Genomic DNA, 16,000 nt, shown 5'->3' with positions numbered 1-16,000 from the left:
ATGCCTAATCCAACCGAACTCACCGTCCACCAGAAATCGCGCGTGCTCGACGTCGCCTACGACGACGGCAGCGCCTATTCGATTCCATTCGAGCTGATGCGCGTGTACTCGCCGTCGGCCGAAGTGAAGGGCCATGGCCCGGGCCAGGAAGTGCTGCAGGTCGGCAAGCGCGAAGTCGGCATCGCCGACGTCGAGCAGGTCGGCAACTACGCGATCAAGCCGACCTTCTCGGACGGCCACGACACCGGCATTTTCAGCTGGGACTACCTGTACGAGCTGGGTCGCAGCCAGGAGTCGCTGTGGAAGCAGTACGTGGCGCGCCTGCAGGCCGCGGGCTTCGACGAAGAAACCGGCCGCGCGCCGGGCACCATCCTGCCGGGTTCGGCGCCGGCCAAGTCGGGCGGCGGCGGTTGCGGCTCGGGCAGCTGCGGTTGCAAATAAGCCGTACCCGCAAGGCCCAAAATAAAAGAGCACATCCTCGGATGTGCTCTTGTTCTTTGCAGGCCCGCCTTGGCGGGCTAGCGCGGTATCAAGCCTGCGGCTGGATGTTCGCAGCCTGCTTGCCCTTCGGGCCGGCGGTGATGTCGAAGCTCACGCGCTGGTTTTCCTGCAGCGATTTGAAACCGTTGGCATTGATGGCCGAGAAATGCGCAAAGACGTCTTCGCCGCCGCCGTCCGGGGTGATGAAGCCGAAACCTTTAGCATCGTTGAACCATTTTACAGTGCCAGTTGCCATGTTAATTCCCTCAAAAAGTTATTGTGCGTTGATCGCCCTGTTGGCGTTACCTCCGACCGAAACCAGGGCCACGCTCTACATTGCAAATCTGATTATAAGGACAAATTCTTAAAACGGAAGCAAGATTTTTCAATCGTGTTCGTATTTACCACAAGTTATCTCGACCGCATGTTCGTACGCGGTCTTGATATCGATCAGAACGTCATCGGCACCCGCAAAGTCAGGGTGACGTCGGGGGTGTCGCGGGTCACGCCGGCGCCCACGGCGATGTTCAGCGTGCGCTTCGGGCTCAGGCGATAGGAGTAGCCCAGCAGCAGGGTCCCGAGCTGGGTGCGCACCGAGCCGGCCACCGGCTGGCCGTTCTGTTTCATGCGCGCGATGGTGCTGTGGTCGTAGCCGAGGCTGAGCGAAGCCTTGTCGTTGAGCGCCAGGCCCATGCCGAAGTTAAAGCCGAGCACGTAACCCGGTTCCAGCTCGCCCAGCGGCTCGCGCACGCCGTTGCGCACCAGGCGCGTCACGTTCTCGCGCTTGAAGTTGTGCACATAGCTCAGGTTGCCGAAGAAGACGGCCGGGTCCGATGGATACAGCCAGGTCAGCGTGCCTTGCAGCGAATGGAAGCCGGAACCGGTCGGCAGGTCCAGCGGCAGGCCGGTGCCGGTCACGTTCTCGCCGATGCAGCGCTGGTCGCAGTCGGTGACGACTTCGAACGGGTCGCGCCCGGTGCGGCTCTTGTAGCGCAGGCCGGCGATGTAATAGCCCTGGTCCGGGCCGCCGTTGTTGAGCTGGTAGCGGCCGGCGACCTCGACGTCGCCCAGGCCCTTGCCGCTGGTGTCGAACACGCGCTCGACCGCGGTGCCGGTGAACAGCTCGCGGCTGACGGTGGCGTCCGAGCGGTACACATAGGGCACCTTGACCTCGACTTCCATCCGGTTGCTGAGGCCGGTGCGGCCGGTGATCGCGGTGGTGAAGGTGTTGCGCTTGATCTCGCGCACGTCGACCAGGCCGATCAGGATCGCGGGAATCACGGTGTAGCCGACCAGGGCCACGCGGTTGCTCGACGAGTAGCCGTACTGCACCGACGGCTCGAGCACATAGGTGCCGCGCTGGGTCAGCACGCCCGGCTGGTCGCCGAGCGGCGCGACTTCGGGCGGGCGGTTCGGTTCCTGGCGATTGTTGTTCTGCGCCGTCTGCGGTTGCTGTTGCTGGGCCGGGCGCTGGGTCTGCGCCTGGGCTGGACCGGGCGCCGGGACGGTCGGCTGGTTGGGGCGCGGTTGCGGCGGCAGCGGGGCCGCCACGCCGCTTTCGGCCGGCGGCAGCACCGGCGGCTGGGCCACCGGCGCCTGCATCGACATGCCCGTGCCGCGCTGCTGCGACAGCAGGACGCCGTCGGCCAGCGCCGTCGGCACCGCGAAGGGCGCGCCCGACAGCGGGGTGGTTTCTTCCACGATGCGCTCGCGCGCCGCCAGCGCCGGGGCCGCGGGAACATCCCGGAGCTGCATGCGCTGCAGTTGCTCGCGCTGCGCCTGGAGTTCGAGCATCAGACGGTTCACCATTGCCCGCTGTTCGGCCAGTTCGTCCTTGAGTTGGGACAGTTCGGTCTGTCGGTCCCGCGTGCCAGGCTCGGCCGCAGGTTGTTGAGCGAGCACGGGCGGCGCCAGGAGGGCGGCCGCCAGGCCGGCGGCGCCGAGCCGCGCGACATGTGAATACATCCAGATCTCCAGTTATTGACAATATTGCAATGCTACAGTGTTCCCGGGGAACGTACTACTGCGTCACGAATCGTGCTCTGGAAATTCATGTCTTTTAGCAGGGACATGCTGTTCACGGTCGACGTAATGGTCGTGGCAGTACGGATGTCTTGCCCATTGAGTGTGTTTTGCAGCAAGGTCGCGCCATTGGGCAGGTTGAGGTCGGCAGCAGCATAGTTGTTGCCGCCGATCTGGATCAGCTGGGCCGCGCCCAGGGCATTCTGGGCCAGGCGCGCCTGGTCGCCGGTCATCGCGGCGAGGTCGGGAATGGCGATATTGGTACGCGCCAGGACTTCGCCGTTGACCGACACCACGCGTTCGATGCCGAGCGACAGCGACAGGCCGCCCGCGATCTCGAAGCCGCCGCGCATGGTGTCGAGTTCCGCGGCATCGACGGGCGCGCCGAAGCCGCTCGGGCCGGCGGCCTGCACGATCGGCATCGCAGCGCCTGCGGCGCACAGGGCGACCAGCAAGGCGATGCGGTGAAAGGTAAAGGTGGGCCAGCGCATATCAAATCCTTGTCAAAAATCGCCCGGGCCGAACTTCGGCAGCGAAGCGCTCAGTTGGTCCTGGTGCATGCCGGTGCCCAGCGGCGCACGCGGGGCGCCGCGCCAGTCGGCCGGATTGTTGAAGGCGATGCCGTCCTTGTGGCTGTGGATCACGAACAGGATCTTGTTGCGCCAGATTTCCTGGAACCGTTCCATGCTCACGACGCGGTTGCCGGTGGACGGGTCGCCGATCAGGATGCGGCCGTCCTCGAAGCCCTTGACGACCACGAAGTGGTTGAAGCCGCGGTCGGTGATCAGGACGATGGCCGGCAGTTTTTCGGCGATCAGTTTTTCGATCGGCAGCTTGAAGCCGTCGGCGCGAAAGCCGCGCGCGGCCAGGAAGCGCTGCATGTCGAGCAGCGAAAAGCCTTCCTTGTGAATCTTGGTCTTGTCACCCTTTTCGTACATTTCCTGGAACACGTCCTGTTCCGGCGTCGGGGTGGCGTAGTGGTGCGACAGCAGGGTCGACACGGCGGCGGCGCCGCAACTGTAGTCGTACTGCTGGCGCGTGGTGCGCTGGAACTTGATGTCCTTGAGGCTGGTGACCGGCACGTTGACGCGTCCGACCACCGCCAGTTCGAGCGCTGGCGCCGGAGCCGGCGCCAGCAGGACGCCGCACAGGGCGGCGAGGAAGATCCCGTGCTTCATTCTCTTCCCATGCCTATTGCAGTTGCAGGTTGATGACGGTCGCGTTCTGGATCAGGACGTTCGCGCCGGAGTTCTGGATCACGACAGGCAGGCCCGAGGAATTCGCGAACGAGCCGTTGTCGATGACGTTGAAGCCGGTGGTCACGTTGGTGGCCGTGTTGTTGCCGACGGTGCCGCCGAGCGTCGCCTCGGTGGTCACGATGTCGGCGCCGCCACGCAGGCCGCCCAGTTCCTCGGCGTCGGTCGCCTTGCCCCAGCCTTTGGCGATGTCGTCTTCCCGGCTCGGCGCGACTTCCACCTTCGACAGGAAGCCCACCACCACCGGCAGCTGCGCCGGTTCCGCGGCCTGGGCCGCCACCGGCAGCGCCATCCAGGCCGCCAGCAGGAGAGCGCTAATCTGGGTAATCCGTTTCATGATGCCTCGCTCGAAAAGCCGCCACGCGGGGAGCGCCGCGTGGCGGGTCGCAAGCGTCCGGACTTCGGACGCTTGCGCGGTTGCTGCTCAGACCTCTTGATTACTGGCCGCTTGGGGTCGTGCCGCCGACGTTCATGTTCGACTGAACGTTGACGCTTTGCTGGATCAGCGACGAGAAGCCGTTGTTCTGGCTGATGATCGAGATGCCGGCCGCCGACTGGGCGATGTTGCTCATCGAGTTCGACATGTCGAAGGAACCCGCGGTCACGTTGTTGGTGCCGCCGTCGCCGCCGGTGCCGGCGCCGCCGAAGCCGCCGGTGCCTGCGCCGGCAACCATTTCGCCGGTCGAGCCGCCAGCGCCGCCGGTGCTCGAGCCGCCCGCGCCGCCTGCGCCGCCGGCGCCCGAGGTCGCGTCGCCCGAGGTGGCCGAGCCGCCGGTGGCCGAGCCGCCGGTCGACGAGCCGCCGGCGCCGCCGGTGCCGGTCGATGCGGTCGCTTCAGCGCCCGAACCGCCCATGCCGCCCGCGCCTGCCGTGCCGCCCTGGCCAGCGCCGCCTGCGCCGCCGGTGCCTTCGGCGCCGTTGCCGCCCATGCCGGCCGTGCCGGCCGCGCCCGAACCGCCCGCGCCAGCGGTGCCGGTGGCGCCTGCGCCGCCGGTGCCTGCCAGTGCCGCGCCCGAACCGGCGGTGCCGCCGGTGGCCGCGCCGCCTGCCGCGCCGGAGCCCGAGGTGTTGGTGCCGGCCGCGCCCGAACCGCCGGCGCCGCCTGCCGCGCCGGCGCCGCCGGTGCCGGCCATCGAGTCACCCGCGGTGCCCGAGCTGGCGCCGCTGGTCGGGCTGCCTGCGGTCGAGGTGCCGCCGGTGTTGGTGGCCGCGCCGCTGGCGCCGCCGGTGCCCGCGGTTTCGGTGCCCGAGCCTGGCATGCCGCCCGAACCCGAGGTCGAGGTGGCGTCGCCGATCGCTGCGCCGCCGCCGCTGGCGCCGTTCGATGCGGTCAGGGTCGAGCCGGACGAATTGCCGCCCATGCCGCCTGCGCCGCCCGCGCCGCCGGCCGCGCCTGCGCCGCCGTTGGATTCGCCCGCGCCGCCCGCGCCGCCGGCGCCGGTGCCGATGGCGCCGTTCGCGCCGCCGTTGCCGCCGGCCAGCGAGCCGGTCGAGCCGCCGGCGCCGCCGGTTGCCATGCCGCCTGCCGCGCCGTTGCCGCCGTTGGCCGCGCCGCCCGAGGCGCCGGCGCCACCGGTGCCTGCACCGCCTGCCGCGCCGTTGCCGCCGGCAGCGTAGCCGCCAGCCGCGCCTGCGGCGCCTGCGCCGCCCATCGAGTCGGCCGCGCCGCTCGCGCCGCCTGCGCCGCCGGCTGCGTTACCGACGGTCGACGCGCCGGTCGATGCGGTGCCGGCAGCAGCGTAGCCGCCTGCGCCGCCAGCCGCGCCAGCCGCGCCCGAAGCCGAACCGCCGGCCGCGCCGCTGGCCGAGGTCGAGCCGCCGTTGCCCACGCCGCCGGCCGAGCCGGTGCCGGCTGCGCCGTTGGCGCCGCCGGTGTTCTGCGCGGTGTTGCCGATGTTGCTGATGTTATTGCCCGACACGGTGCCGGTCAGCGAGCTGGTCGCGTTGGCCGACGAGGTGTTGAACGAGTTGGCGACCGACGAGTTGGCGCTGCCGCCGTTGTTGGCGGCTGCGGCGCCGGCGGCGGCGGCGCGGGAGTCACCCGAGCTGTTGTTCTGGCCCGAGCTGTCCTGGCTGCTGTCGTTGTTGGTCGTGGTGTTGGTCGTGATCGTGTCGTTGCTGTCGATCGTTTCGGTGTTGGTGTTGGTGCGCGTGTCCGATTGGGTGTTCGTGTTCGTGTTGTTGGCGACGCGGTTGTCCGAGTTGTCGACCTGGTTGTTGTTGTTGGTCGTGTTGGTGCTGTTGTTGTTCTGCTGGCTGTTGTTGTTGGCCTGGCTGTTGTTGGTGTTGGTCGTGGTGTTGGTGTTGGTCGACTGGTTGTTGCTGTCGGCGGTGTTGGTGCTGCTGTTGTTCGCCTGGCTGTTGTCGGTGCTGGTGCTGGTGTTCGTATTCGTGTTCGTGTTCGTGTTGGTCGCCTGGTTGTTGCTGTTGGCCTGGCTGTTGTTGGTATTGGTCGTGGTGTTCGTGTTGGTATTGGTCGCCTGGTTGTTGCTGTTCGACTGGGTGTTGTCGGTGTTGGTCGACGAGTTGGTCGAGGTGTTGCCGCTGTTGCGGGTGTCAGTGACAGTGCTGCTGTCGGTGTTCGTGGTAACCGACGAGGTCTGGGTGTTGCCGCCGCGGACATCGTTGACGGAATTTTCTTGTGCGTGAGCCATGCTGAATGCCAGGGCGATCGCGGTTGCCAGGATAGTGCGCTTCATTGTTGCTCCCCTAATTGTCACTGAGTTGAATTCCCGGGGTCCCATGACACCCGGTCCACTCGTTCAATAGCAGTTCTCATGCCAGGTGAATTTAAGTTTTTTAAGTGCTTGATTATGTAGGACTATTTTGATGAGTTTCAGTAGTGCTACAAAGGGAAATGAAGTTGAACAATAGCTAAAGAACAAAGTGTCTCAGACCCGTGACAATGTGAACAAAAAGTCCATGGAACTGTATCAAAATGTCACCGCCAGGTAGTCGCCACAGAGAGAAAACCGTCCCGCAGCGCGCTGCCGTGTGGCAAGCGCGCTGGCGGGGAAAGCCTGTCAAATCAATGGAAGGCGCCGTAGGAAGAGGCCGACGGCGGGGAGGGGCAAGGACTTACGAGGAAATCGCGTGCTTGGCCATCAGGCGATACAGTGTCATGCGCGAGACACCGAGGTCGCGCGCGGCCTGGCTGATGTTGTTGCCGCTGCGCGCCAGGCTCTCGCCGATGGCGATGCGTTCGGCCGAGAGGCGCGAATTGCCGAGGCCTTCCCTGACCGGGCAGATCGGCCCGGCGCTGGGCAGGTCGAGGTCTTCCGGCATGATCAGTCGTTGTTCGGCCAGCACCATGGCGCGCCGCACCCGGTTGATGAGTTCGCGCACATTGCCCGGCCAGTCGTAGCGCGCCATCGCCTGCAGCGCTTCGCGGCTCACGCCCTTCAGCTGCGGACTGCGTTCGGCCGCGTACTTGTTGAAGATGAGGTCGGTCAGCAGCGGCAAGTCTTCCTTGCGCTCGCGCAGCGGCGGCACCCGGATCGGGAACACGCTGAGGCGGTAGTACAAGTCTTCGCGAAAGCGTCCCTCGGCCACGGCCTGCGGCAGGTTGACGTGGGTGGCGGCGATCACGCGCGCATCGACCGCGATGGTGCGGGTGCCGCCGACGCGGTAGATCACGCGCTCCTGCAGGAAGCGCAGCAGGCTGGCCTGCAGGTCGAGCGGCAGGTCGCCGATCTCGTCCAGGAAGATGCTGCCGCCGGACGCCGCCTCGAGCAGGCCCTGCTTGTCGCGGGTGGCGCCGGTGAAGGCGCCGCGCTCGTGGCCGAACAGTTCGGAATGGATCAGGGCCGGCGCCACCGCCGCGCAATTGATGGCGATGAAGGGACCGTTCGCGCGCTGCGAGCGCAGGTGGATTTCCTGGGCCGCGAGTTCCTTGCCGCTGCCGCTTTCGCCCGAGATCAGCACCGGCGCGTCGACCGCGGCGATCTTGTCGATGTGGGCGCGCAGGCGCACGATGGCGCGCGAGGCGCCGTCGATGTGGCTGGCCCGCTCCGACGCCTGGCGCCGGTGCGGCGGCGTGGCCTTGGCCAGGGTCGCCATGCCGTGCGCGTGGCCGAGCGAGTGCTGCAGGCGCAGCATGTCGACCGGGCGCGTATGGAAGTCGAACAGGTGAGCCGCGATCAGCTCGCGCAATGCGGGCTGGTCGATGCGCGGCGCGTCGAACACGCCGATCCAGCGTGTGTGATGGTGCTGGCGCAGGAAGCGCTCGAGCTCGGCGTCGCCCGAACCGTCGCTGCGGTCGAGCAGCAGGCCGACTCCGTAATGCTGCTGCGACAGGACCTTGCGCGCCGCGGCGATGTTCTCCACCACACACACATCCCAGCCGGGCAGCTCGCCGTGGCAGGCGCGCGCGTGCGCATTGCCTTCACCCGAAATGCATAAGAGACGTTTTACAGACACCGTTGCCCTCGTTATCACTGGCGCTTTGCCAGTTTTCGTTGTTGTGAGTTCTGGCGCGTCATACCTAACGCATCCGTGCGGCAACTAATCCCTTGGAATGGATTGCTGACGCGAAAAGTATTGTTCCATTAAACCTGAAATGCCTTGGGCATGTCGCACAAACATTAATAGAAGTTTAATGACATGTGCAATGGCGAATGAAATCTTTGCTGTTTCTCATGGAAATATCCGCAACTTTGTTGGCGACCTGCTATCGATCTTACCGGGGCCAACCGTGACGGGGAAGGGCGTCCGCGTCGATACGCCGCTGCTGAGCGGATTGTGAGCGCTTCATGCGTTGTGCCCGTCCAACAAGGGGACAGGAAGGATTCCATGGGGCAGCACATGCCGGCCGTTCCGGCCCCTGGTCGCCAATGGCGCAGTCCACTGCCGGCCTGCTTGTATAATGCGGCAACACCCAACCGTCCCGCACATATGACCAATACCACTCACTTCGGCTACAAGACCGTCGCCGAGGACCAGAAGGTCCAGGAAGTCGCCAAGGTTTTCCATTCGGTCGCCTCGAAGTACGACGTCATGAACGACCTGATGTCGGCCGGCCTGCACCGCGCCTGGAAGATGTTCACGATCGCCCAGGCCGGCGTGCGTCCCGGCTTCAAGGTGCTCGACATCGCCGGCGGCACCGGCGACCTGGCCAAGGCCTTCGCCAGGCAGGCGGGCAAGACCGGCGAGGTCTGGCTCACCGACATCAACGAGTCGATGCTGCGCGTCGGGCGTGATCGCCTCTTGAATAAAGGGCTTGTCACCCCAACCATGTTGTGTGACGCCGAAAAATTGCCGTTCCCGGACAATTACTTTGACCGGGTCAGCGTCGCCTTCGGGCTGCGCAACATGACCCACAAGGACCAGGCCCTGGCCGAGATGCGCCGGGTGCTCAAGCCGGGCGGCAAGTTGCTGGTGCTGGAGTTCTCGAAAGTGATCGCGCCGCTGCAGAAACCGTACGATGTGTATTCGTTCTCGGTGCTGCCGTGGCTGGGCCAGAAGATCGCCGGCGATGCCGAAAGCTATCGCTACCTGGCCGAATCGATCCGCATGCATCCCGACCAGGACACGCTGAAGGGGATGATGCAAGATGCAGGACTGGAGCGGGTCCAGTATTTCAACCTGACGGCGGGTGTGGCCGCTTTGCACACTGGTATCAAACTCTAATTCTAAGGATAGAGACAATGAAAAAGTTTTTGGTCACGACGATGTTGGCAGTCACCGCGTTCGCGATGGTGGCGGACGCCTTCGCCCGACCAATGGGCGGCAAGCGTTCGATCGGACGGCAGTCGCAGTCCGTACAGCAGCAGGGTCCGGCGCCGGCGCCGGCCCAGAGCATGCAGCGCCAGACCCCGAATTCGGCCGCCCCTGCCGCAGCCGGCGCGACCGCCGGCGCCGCGGGTGCAGCGGCCGCCGCCAAGAAACCGAGCATGATGCGCAACATCCTGGGTGGAGCACTGCTGGGCCTGGGCCTGGGCGCGCTGCTGTCGCACCTGGGCATCGGCGGCGCCCTGGCCAGCATCATCTCGACCATCCTGATGGTCGCGCTGATCGGCCTGGTGATCATGTTTATCGTGCGCATGGTGCGTCGTAAAGATACGCCGGCCAATCCGGCGGCGGCGACCGCGGGCGGCTTCGGTGGCTTCCAGCCGCCGGCCGCCGGTTCGACTGCCACGCCAGAGATCGGCTCCGGCCTGCGCAATCAGCCAGCCGCTTTCCAGGGTAATGTCGGCCTGGATAAAGGCGCGGCAGCCGGTTTCGGCGGCGCGGCCGCCGCACCGGCCTACCAGCAATGGGGCGTGCCGGGCGACTTCGACAGCGAAAGCTTCCTGCGTCACGCGAAATCGTCCTTCATCCGCATGCAGGCGGCCTGGGACCGCGGCGACACCGACGACCTGCGCGAATTCACCTCGCCCGAAGTGTTCGCCGAGCTGAAGATGCAGATCCAGGAACGCGGCGCCGTGACCGACTACACCGACGTCGTCAATATCGACGCCCAGCTGCTGGGCATCGAGAAGACCGCGACCGACTACCTGGCGAGCGTGCAGTTCAACGCCATGATCCGCAGCGCCAAGGACGCGCTTCCAGAACCGTTCGTCGAAGTCTGGAACATGTCGAAGCCGCTGTCGGGCTCGGGCGGCTGGGTGCTGGCCGGTATCCAGCAGACGAACTAAGCGTATTTGCTGAAGCGCTAGTCTTGGCGGAATTATTTTTCGATAAACATTCCGTGTCACCGGGTTTGCGCCCGGCAAACTGGTAAGATCAAAACCGCCCGCATCAACCCGGGCGGTTTTGTTTTTTGAGGGTCGTCCTTTTCATGTTTCCTAGTCTTTCCTCACTGTCGCCACAGCACGCTCTGACGCTGCCCGCGGTCGCCGCGATCAATCACTTGCTGGCCCAGGAAGCCTGGGCCAGGGCCTTGCTCATGCGCCATGCCGGCAAGGACGCCTGCATCGATGCCGGCCTGGCCCGGCTGCGCATGCACGTCGGGCGCGACGGCCTGCTCGAAGCCGGCCAGGGCGATGCGCCGGCCAGCGTCACGATCCGCGTGAAGCCGGCCGACCTGCCGCTGATCGCCCAGGACCGCACGCGCGCGCTGTCGTACGTGAAGATCGAAGGCGACGCCGAGTTCGCCAACGTGATCTCGCAGCTGGCCAACGGCCTGCGCTGGGATGCCGAGCACGACCTCGAGCGGGTGGTGGGGCCGCTGGGCGCCCATCGCCTGGTCAAGACCGCGCGCCGCACCGCCGGCGGCGCGACCGAGGCGACGCGGCGCCTGGCCGAGAACCTGGCCGAGTTCCTGGCCGAGGAAAGGCCGGTGCTGGTGCGGCCGGCGCAGCGCGACGCGTTCGCCGCCGACGTGGTGCGCCTGCGCGACGACGTCGAGCGCACCGCCAAGCGCATCGCGCGGCTCGAGCAAAAGCTGGCCCAGCTGGACGCCGCACCCTCCATCATTCTCACCAGCGCAGACCACCACCCGGATCGTCGATGATATTGAAATTCCTGCGCCTGCTGCGCATCCTCACCGTCTTCACCAGGTACGGCCTGGACGAGATCGCCGTCACCAGCATCAACGCCCCGCGCACCGCGCGCCTGATGAACACCTTCTTCTTCTGGCGCCGCATCACCTCGCCGCGCGCGATCCGCCTGCGCCAGGCGCTGGAAGAACTGGGCCCGATCTTCGTGAAGTTCGGCCAGGTGCTGTCCACCCGGCGCGACCTGGTGCCGCCCGACATCGCCGACGAGCTGGCGCTGCTGCAGGACCGCGTGCCGCCGTTCGGGTCCGACCTCGCGGTGGCCCAGATCACGCGCTCGCTGGGCGCCCATCCCGACGAGCTGTTCGCCCGCTTCGACCGGGAGCCGGTGGCTTCGGCCTCGATCGCCCAGGTCCACTTTGCCCAGCTCAGGGATGGCAAGGAGGTCGCGGTCAAGGTGCTGCGTCCCGGCATGAAGAAGCTGATCGACGAAGACATGGCCCTGATGCGCCTGGCGGCCAGCCTGATCGAGCGCGTGTGGGGAGAGGCGCGGCGCCTGAAGCCGCGCGAAGTCGTCGCCGAATTCGACAAATACCTGCACGACGAGCTGGACCTGATGCGCGAGGCGGCCAACGCCAGCCAGCTGCGCCGCAACTTCGCCGGATCAAGCCTGCTGATGGTGCCCGAGATGTACTGGGACTATTGCTCGAGCAGCGTGATCGTGATGGAGCGCATGTATGGCATCCCGATCTCGCAGATCGACCGCCTGGCCGCCGCCGGCGTCGACCTCAAGAAGCTGTCGAGCGATGGCGTGGAAATCTTCTTCACCCAGGTGTTCCGTGACGGTTTCTTCCACGCCGACATGCACCCGGGGAACATCCTGGTCTCGACCGCGCCGGAGACCCTGGGCCGCTATATCGCGCTGGACTTCGGCATCGTCGGCACCCTGAACGATTTCGACAAGGATTACCTGTCGCAGAACTTCCTGGCCTTCTTCCGACGCGACTACAAGCGCGTGGCCGAGGCCCACATCGAATCGGGCTGGGCGCCGCAAAACACGCGCGTGGACGAGCTGGAGGCCGCGGTGCGGGCCTGCTGCGAACCGATCTTCGACCGCCCGCTGAAGGACATCTCGTTCGGCCAGGTGCTGCTGCGCCTGTTCCAGACCTCGCGCCGCTTCAACGTCGAGGTGCAGCCGCAGCTCGTGCTGCTGCAAAAGACCCTGCTCAATATCGAGGGACTGGGACGCCAGCTCGACCCCGACCTGGACTTGTGGAAGACCGCCAAGCCGTATCTCGAGCGCTGGATGACGGAGCAGGTCGGCTGGAAGGGCCTGACCGAACGCCTGCGCGCCGAAGCGCCGCGCTACGCCCAGATCTTCCCGCAGCTGCCGCGCCTGGTGTACCAGGTGCTGGAGCGCGAATCGAAAGGGCAGCTGGCGCATCCGAATGTGCCGAACGCCGACATGCTGGCGATGGTGCTGATCGAGCAGCGCCGCACCAATCGCATGCTGGCCTTCCTGACCTGCCTGGCGGCGGGGTTCGGGATGGGGCTCGTCGCCCTGTATCTGTTGTAAGGGCACATAAAGAAAAAGCCCGCAGACGCGGGCTTGGCAAGCTAGTGTTCTTCTACGGACCGCGCTGATGGAGGCATCGCGCAGTCTTCTGTTTCTTCTTTGCGGTGAGCAGCAGGGATTTCCCTACTGCCAACATTGGGTGAAGAAGCCGTATTAGAGCATCCAACCCGATGCTTGAGCAAACGAAACACCTGTTGACGATGGTGAAAAACAACATCGGATGGCCCGCACTTGCCCATGCGCCGGGTCTGTGCCAGCCGCGGTAGGCCGCAAACGGCAAATGCCCGTGTAAAAGCTTTATAATTCAGGGTTTTGAAGATTTTTGCGGAGCACCTAGCATGCCGATTTACGCCTACCGCTGCGAAGAATGCGGTTTTACCAAAGATGTACTGCAAAAAATTTCGGATCCGGTCCTGACCGTGTGCCCGTCCTGCGCCAAGCCGTCCTTCAAGAAGCAAGTGACCGCTGCCGGCTTCCAGCTCAAGGGCACCGGCTGGTACGTGACCGATTTCCGTGGTGGCACGCCGCCGGCTACCGGTACGGCCAGCAACGGCAATGGCGCGCCGGCGCCGGCCGCGTCGACCGAGTCCAGCGCACCGGCAGCCGCGGCGCCGGCGCCGGCCGCGCCGGGCACGTCCGGCGGCGACAAGAGCGGCGCCTGATCCGGCGCGGCGAGCGCCGCGCGCCAACAAGAACAACGGGAATCCGATGCGCAAATATTTCATCACCGGCTTGCTGGTCCTGGTCCCCCTGGTCATCACGGCCTGGGTGCTGAACCTGATCATCAGCACGCTCGACCAGTCGCTGCTGTTCGTGCCCGACGCCTGGCAGCCACGCAGCATGTTCGGCATGGACGTGCCGGGCTTCGGCGCGGTGCTGACCCTGGCCATCGTGTTCCTCACCGGCCTGCTCACCAATAACCTGGTCGGCAACTACATCGTGCGCCTGGGCGAACGCCTGCTCAAGCGCGTGCCGGTGGTCAGCTCGCTGTACGGCAGCGTCAAGCAGGTGTCGGACACGCTGTTTTCGCCGTCGGGCAATGCCTTCCGCCAGGCGGTGCTGGTCCCGTATCCGCATGCCGATTCGTACACCATCGCCTTCCTCACCGGCGTGCCGGGCGGCGAAGTGGCGGCGCACCTGGGCGGCGACTACGTCAGCGTCTACGTGCCGACCACGCCGAACCCGACCTCCGGCTTCTTCCTGATGATGGAGCGCAGCCGCGTGAAAGAGCTGGACATGTCGGTCGATGCGGCATTGAAGTACATCGTCTCGATGGGCGTGGTCGCGCCGGTGGCCGCAGTTGCCAGCGCACCTGCCAGCGCGCCGGCCGCAACGATCAAGTAACACCGAATCAAAGAATAGTGGCCGCCTTCGATGGCGGCGCGAGCAATCAACCAACCTGGAACGAAAACTATGTCCACCATGCGTACCAACTACTGCGGCCTCGTGACCGAGGAACTGCTGGGCCAAACCGTCAGCCTGTGCGGCTGGGTGCACCGCCGCCGCGACCACGGCGGTGTGATCTTCATCGACCTGCGCGACCGCGAAGGCCTGGTGCAGGTGGTCTGCCATCCGGACAACGCCGCCGTCTTCAAGGCCGCAGAGCATGTGCGCAACGAGTACTGCCTGCGCATCGTCGGCACCGTGACCAACCGCCTGGAAGGCACGGCCAACGCCAACCTGAAGTCGGGCAAGATCGAGATCAACGCGACCGAAGTCGAAGTGCTGAACGCCTCGGTGCCGGTGCCGTTCCAGCTGGACGACGACAACCTGTCGGAAACCACCCGCCTGACGCACCGCGTGCTCGACCTGCGCCGCCAGCAGATGCAGCACAACCTGCGCCTGCGCTACAAGGTGTCGATGGAAGTGCGCAAGTACCTGGACAACCTGGGCTTCATCGACATCGAGACCCCGATGCTGACCAAGTCGACCCCGGAAGGCGCGCGCGACTACCTGGTGCCGTCGCGCGTCAACGCCGGCAACTTCTTCGCGCTGCCGCAGTCGCCGCAGCTGTTCAAGCAGCTGCTGATGGTCGCCAACTTCGACCGCTACTACCAGATCACCAAGTGCTTCCGCGACGAAGACCTGCGCGCCGACCGCCAGCCTGAATTCACCCAGATCGACTGCGAGACCTCGTTCCTCACCGAACAGGAAATCCGCGACCTGTTCGAAGAGATGATGCGCGTCGTGTTCAAGAACACCACCGGCGTCGACCTGCCGAACCCGTTCCCGGTGATGGACTTCGCCACCGCCATGGGCAAATACGGTTCGGACAAGCCGGACATGCGCGTCAAGCTCGAGTTCACCGAACTGACCGAGCTGATGAAGTCGGTCGAGTTCAAGGTGTTCAACAGCGCGGCCAACATGCCGAACGGCCGCGTGGTCGGCATGCGCGTGCCGCAGGGCGGTTCGATGCCGCGTTCGGAAATCGACGCCTACACCCAGTTCGTGGCGATCTACGGCGCCAAGGGCCTGGCCTACATCAAGGTCAACGAAAAGGCGAAAGGCCGTGACGGCCTGCAGTCGCCGATCGTCAAGAACATCTCGGACGAAGTGCTGGCGCAGATCCTGGAACTGACGGGCGCGCAGGACGGCGACCTGATCTTCTTCGGCGCCGACAAGGCGAAAGTCGTCAACGACGCCCTGGGCGCGCTGCGCGTGAAGATCGGCCACTCGGAGTTCGGCAAGAAGGCCGGTTTGTTCGACGACGTCTGGGCCCCGCTGTGGGTGATCGACTTCCCGATGTTCGAATACGACGAAGACAGCGACCGCTGGACCGCGACCCACCACCCGTTCACCGCGCCGAAGGACGGCCACGAGGACATGCTCGAGTCGAATCCGGGCGCCTGCATCGCCAAGGCCTACGACATGGTCCTGAACGGCTGGGAACTGGGCGGCGGCTCGATCCGTATCCACCGCGAGGAAGTGCAGAGCAAGGTGTTCCGCGCGCTGAAGATCGACGCCGAGGAAGCGCAGCTCAAGTTCGGCTTCCTGCTGGACGCGCTGCAGTACGGCGCGCCGCCGCACGGTGGCCTGGCCTTCGGCCTGGATCGCCTGATCACCCTGATGACCGGCTCCGAGTCGATCCGCGACGTGATCGCCTTCCCGAAAACCCAGCGCGCGCAAGACCTGTTGACCAACGCGCCGTCGGAAGTCGACGAGAAGCAGCTCAAGGAGCTGCATATCCGTCTGCGTAACGAGCCGAAGGTGGCGTAACGGCGCATGAGGTA

The 16,000-nt window shown here is 65.6% G+C and carries 16 protein-coding genes; 9 read left to right on the top strand and 7 right to left on the bottom strand.

Annotated features, from left to right (window positions below):
* Complete coding sequence (locus tag LO55_RS04965; RefSeq protein WP_005663292.1) at nucleotides 1-441, top strand: gamma-butyrobetaine hydroxylase family protein; 441 nt, start codon at nucleotides 1-3, stop codon at nucleotides 439-441.
* Nucleotides 442-529: 88 nt separating this feature from the next.
* Here the strand turns inward: LO55_RS04965 and LO55_RS04960 are convergent, their stop codons facing one another.
* The 7 genes from LO55_RS04960 to LO55_RS04930 all read right to left on the bottom strand — a co-directional run bounded on the left by LO55_RS04960 (nucleotide 530) and on the right by LO55_RS04930 (nucleotide 8,177).
* Nucleotides 530-736 (bottom strand): cold-shock protein, encoded by a 207-nt coding sequence (locus LO55_RS04960; RefSeq protein ID WP_071360674.1) that lies wholly within the window; start codon nucleotides 734-736, stop codon nucleotides 530-532.
* A 194-nt stretch (nucleotides 737-930) separates the two neighbouring features.
* Complete coding sequence (locus LO55_RS04955; RefSeq protein ID WP_071360673.1) at nucleotides 931-2,445, bottom strand: autotransporter outer membrane beta-barrel domain-containing protein; 1,515 nt, start codon at nucleotides 2,443-2,445, stop codon at nucleotides 931-933.
* Between the two features lie 32 nt (nucleotides 2,446-2,477).
* The gene (locus LO55_RS04950) at nucleotides 2,478-2,993 is read right to left on the bottom strand and encodes a hypothetical protein (RefSeq protein ID WP_071360672.1); all 516 of its coding nucleotides are present in this window, start codon (nucleotides 2,991-2,993) and stop codon (nucleotides 2,478-2,480) included.
* A 12-nt stretch (nucleotides 2,994-3,005) separates the two neighbouring features.
* Nucleotides 3,006-3,680, bottom strand: coding sequence for a C39 family peptidase (locus tag LO55_RS04945; protein ID WP_005663279.1), 675 nt, complete (start codon nucleotides 3,678-3,680; stop codon nucleotides 3,006-3,008).
* A gap of 13 nt (nucleotides 3,681-3,693) precedes the next feature.
* The gene (locus LO55_RS04940) at nucleotides 3,694-4,095 is read right to left on the bottom strand and encodes a hypothetical protein (RefSeq protein WP_005663278.1); all 402 of its coding nucleotides are present in this window, start codon (nucleotides 4,093-4,095) and stop codon (nucleotides 3,694-3,696) included.
* Nucleotides 4,096-4,195: 100 nt separating this feature from the next.
* Nucleotides 4,196-6,457 (bottom strand): hypothetical protein, encoded by a 2,262-nt coding sequence (locus LO55_RS27165; RefSeq protein WP_071360671.1) that lies wholly within the window; start codon nucleotides 6,455-6,457, stop codon nucleotides 4,196-4,198.
* A gap of 379 nt (nucleotides 6,458-6,836) precedes the next feature.
* Nucleotides 6,837-8,177: a sigma-54 dependent transcriptional regulator gene (locus LO55_RS04930; RefSeq protein ID WP_005663273.1), complete on the bottom strand. Its 1,341-nt coding sequence runs from the start codon at nucleotides 8,175-8,177 to the stop codon at nucleotides 6,837-6,839.
* Between the two features lie 190 nt (nucleotides 8,178-8,367).
* Here LO55_RS04930 and LO55_RS27160 point away from each other — a divergent pair, with 190 nt between their 5' ends.
* The 8 genes from LO55_RS27160 to aspS all read left to right on the top strand — a co-directional run bounded on the left by LO55_RS27160 (nucleotide 8,368) and on the right by aspS (nucleotide 15,986).
* A complete protein-coding gene (locus LO55_RS27160) occupies nucleotides 8,368-8,502 on the top strand; it encodes a hypothetical protein (RefSeq protein ID WP_267871908.1) in 135 nt (44 codons plus the stop codon).
* 149 nt (nucleotides 8,503-8,651) lie between these two features.
* Nucleotides 8,652-9,386, top strand: a complete 735-nt coding sequence (gene ubiE / locus LO55_RS04925; protein ID WP_040774884.1) for a bifunctional demethylmenaquinone methyltransferase/2-methoxy-6-polyprenyl-1,4-benzoquinol methylase UbiE — start codon at nucleotides 8,652-8,654, stop codon at nucleotides 9,384-9,386.
* A gap of 17 nt (nucleotides 9,387-9,403) precedes the next feature.
* Nucleotides 9,404-10,393 (top strand): Tim44 domain-containing protein, encoded by a 990-nt coding sequence (locus LO55_RS04920; protein ID WP_005663271.1) that lies wholly within the window; start codon nucleotides 9,404-9,406, stop codon nucleotides 10,391-10,393.
* A gap of 143 nt (nucleotides 10,394-10,536) precedes the next feature.
* On the top strand, nucleotides 10,537-11,211 hold the full coding sequence (locus tag LO55_RS04915; RefSeq protein ID WP_071360670.1) for a ubiquinone biosynthesis accessory factor UbiJ: 675 nt from the start codon (nucleotides 10,537-10,539) through the stop codon (nucleotides 11,209-11,211).
* The gene (gene ubiB, locus LO55_RS04910) at nucleotides 11,208-12,770 is read left to right on the top strand and encodes a ubiquinone biosynthesis regulatory protein kinase UbiB (protein ID WP_005663269.1); all 1,563 of its coding nucleotides are present in this window, start codon (nucleotides 11,208-11,210) and stop codon (nucleotides 12,768-12,770) included. Before LO55_RS04915 ends, ubiB begins: the two co-directional genes overlap by 4 nt.
* Before the next feature lie 338 nt (nucleotides 12,771-13,108).
* Entirely contained in the window at nucleotides 13,109-13,432 is a 324-nt protein-coding gene (locus tag LO55_RS04905; protein ID WP_071360669.1) for an FmdB family zinc ribbon protein, read from the top strand.
* Between the two features lie 46 nt (nucleotides 13,433-13,478).
* Complete coding sequence (locus LO55_RS04900) at nucleotides 13,479-14,114, top strand: DUF502 domain-containing protein (protein WP_071360668.1); 636 nt, start codon at nucleotides 13,479-13,481, stop codon at nucleotides 14,112-14,114.
* Between the two features lie 69 nt (nucleotides 14,115-14,183).
* The gene (aspS, locus tag LO55_RS04895; protein ID WP_005663255.1) at nucleotides 14,184-15,986 is read left to right on the top strand and encodes an aspartate--tRNA ligase; all 1,803 of its coding nucleotides are present in this window, start codon (nucleotides 14,184-14,186) and stop codon (nucleotides 15,984-15,986) included.
* Nucleotides 15,987-16,000: the final 14 nt, after the last annotated feature.

The organism is Massilia timonae (genome assembly GCF_001866515.1).
GTDB lineage: Bacteria > Pseudomonadota > Gammaproteobacteria > Burkholderiales > Burkholderiaceae_D > Telluria > Telluria timonae.
This window is presented reverse-complemented; position numbering and strand designations above follow the sequence as displayed.

Bases quoted from the DNA above. Each gene is read 5' to 3' on its own strand.
- LO55_RS04965 (WP_005663292.1), top strand. From the start codon at position 1: ATGCCTAATCCAACCGAACTCACCGTCCACCAGAAATCGCGCGTGCTC.
- LO55_RS04960 (WP_071360674.1), bottom strand. From the start codon at position 736: ATGGCAACTGGCACTGTAAAATGGTTCAACGATGCTAAAGGTTTCGGC.
- LO55_RS04955 (WP_071360673.1), bottom strand. From the start codon at position 2,445: ATGTATTCACATGTCGCGCGGCTCGGCGCCGCCGGCCTGGCGGCCGCC.
- LO55_RS04950 (WP_071360672.1), bottom strand. From the start codon at position 2,993: ATGCGCTGGCCCACCTTTACCTTTCACCGCATCGCCTTGCTGGTCGCC.
- LO55_RS04945 (WP_005663279.1), bottom strand. From the start codon at position 3,680: ATGAAGCACGGGATCTTCCTCGCCGCCCTGTGCGGCGTCCTGCTGGCG.
- LO55_RS04940 (WP_005663278.1), bottom strand. From the start codon at position 4,095: ATGAAACGGATTACCCAGATTAGCGCTCTCCTGCTGGCGGCCTGGATG.
- LO55_RS27165 (WP_071360671.1), bottom strand. From the start codon at position 6,457: ATGAAGCGCACTATCCTGGCAACCGCGATCGCCCTGGCATTCAGCATG.
- LO55_RS27160 (WP_267871908.1), top strand. From the start codon at position 8,368: ATGGCGAATGAAATCTTTGCTGTTTCTCATGGAAATATCCGCAACTTT.
- ubiE (WP_040774884.1), top strand. From the start codon at position 8,652: ATGACCAATACCACTCACTTCGGCTACAAGACCGTCGCCGAGGACCAG.
- LO55_RS04920 (WP_005663271.1), top strand. From the start codon at position 9,404: ATGAAAAAGTTTTTGGTCACGACGATGTTGGCAGTCACCGCGTTCGCG.
- LO55_RS04915 (WP_071360670.1), top strand. From the start codon at position 10,537: ATGTTTCCTAGTCTTTCCTCACTGTCGCCACAGCACGCTCTGACGCTG.
- ubiB (WP_005663269.1), top strand. From the start codon at position 11,208: ATGATATTGAAATTCCTGCGCCTGCTGCGCATCCTCACCGTCTTCACC.
- LO55_RS04905 (WP_071360669.1), top strand. From the start codon at position 13,109: ATGCCGATTTACGCCTACCGCTGCGAAGAATGCGGTTTTACCAAAGAT.
- LO55_RS04900 (WP_071360668.1), top strand. From the start codon at position 13,479: ATGCGCAAATATTTCATCACCGGCTTGCTGGTCCTGGTCCCCCTGGTC.
- aspS (WP_005663255.1), top strand. From the start codon at position 14,184: ATGTCCACCATGCGTACCAACTACTGCGGCCTCGTGACCGAGGAACTG.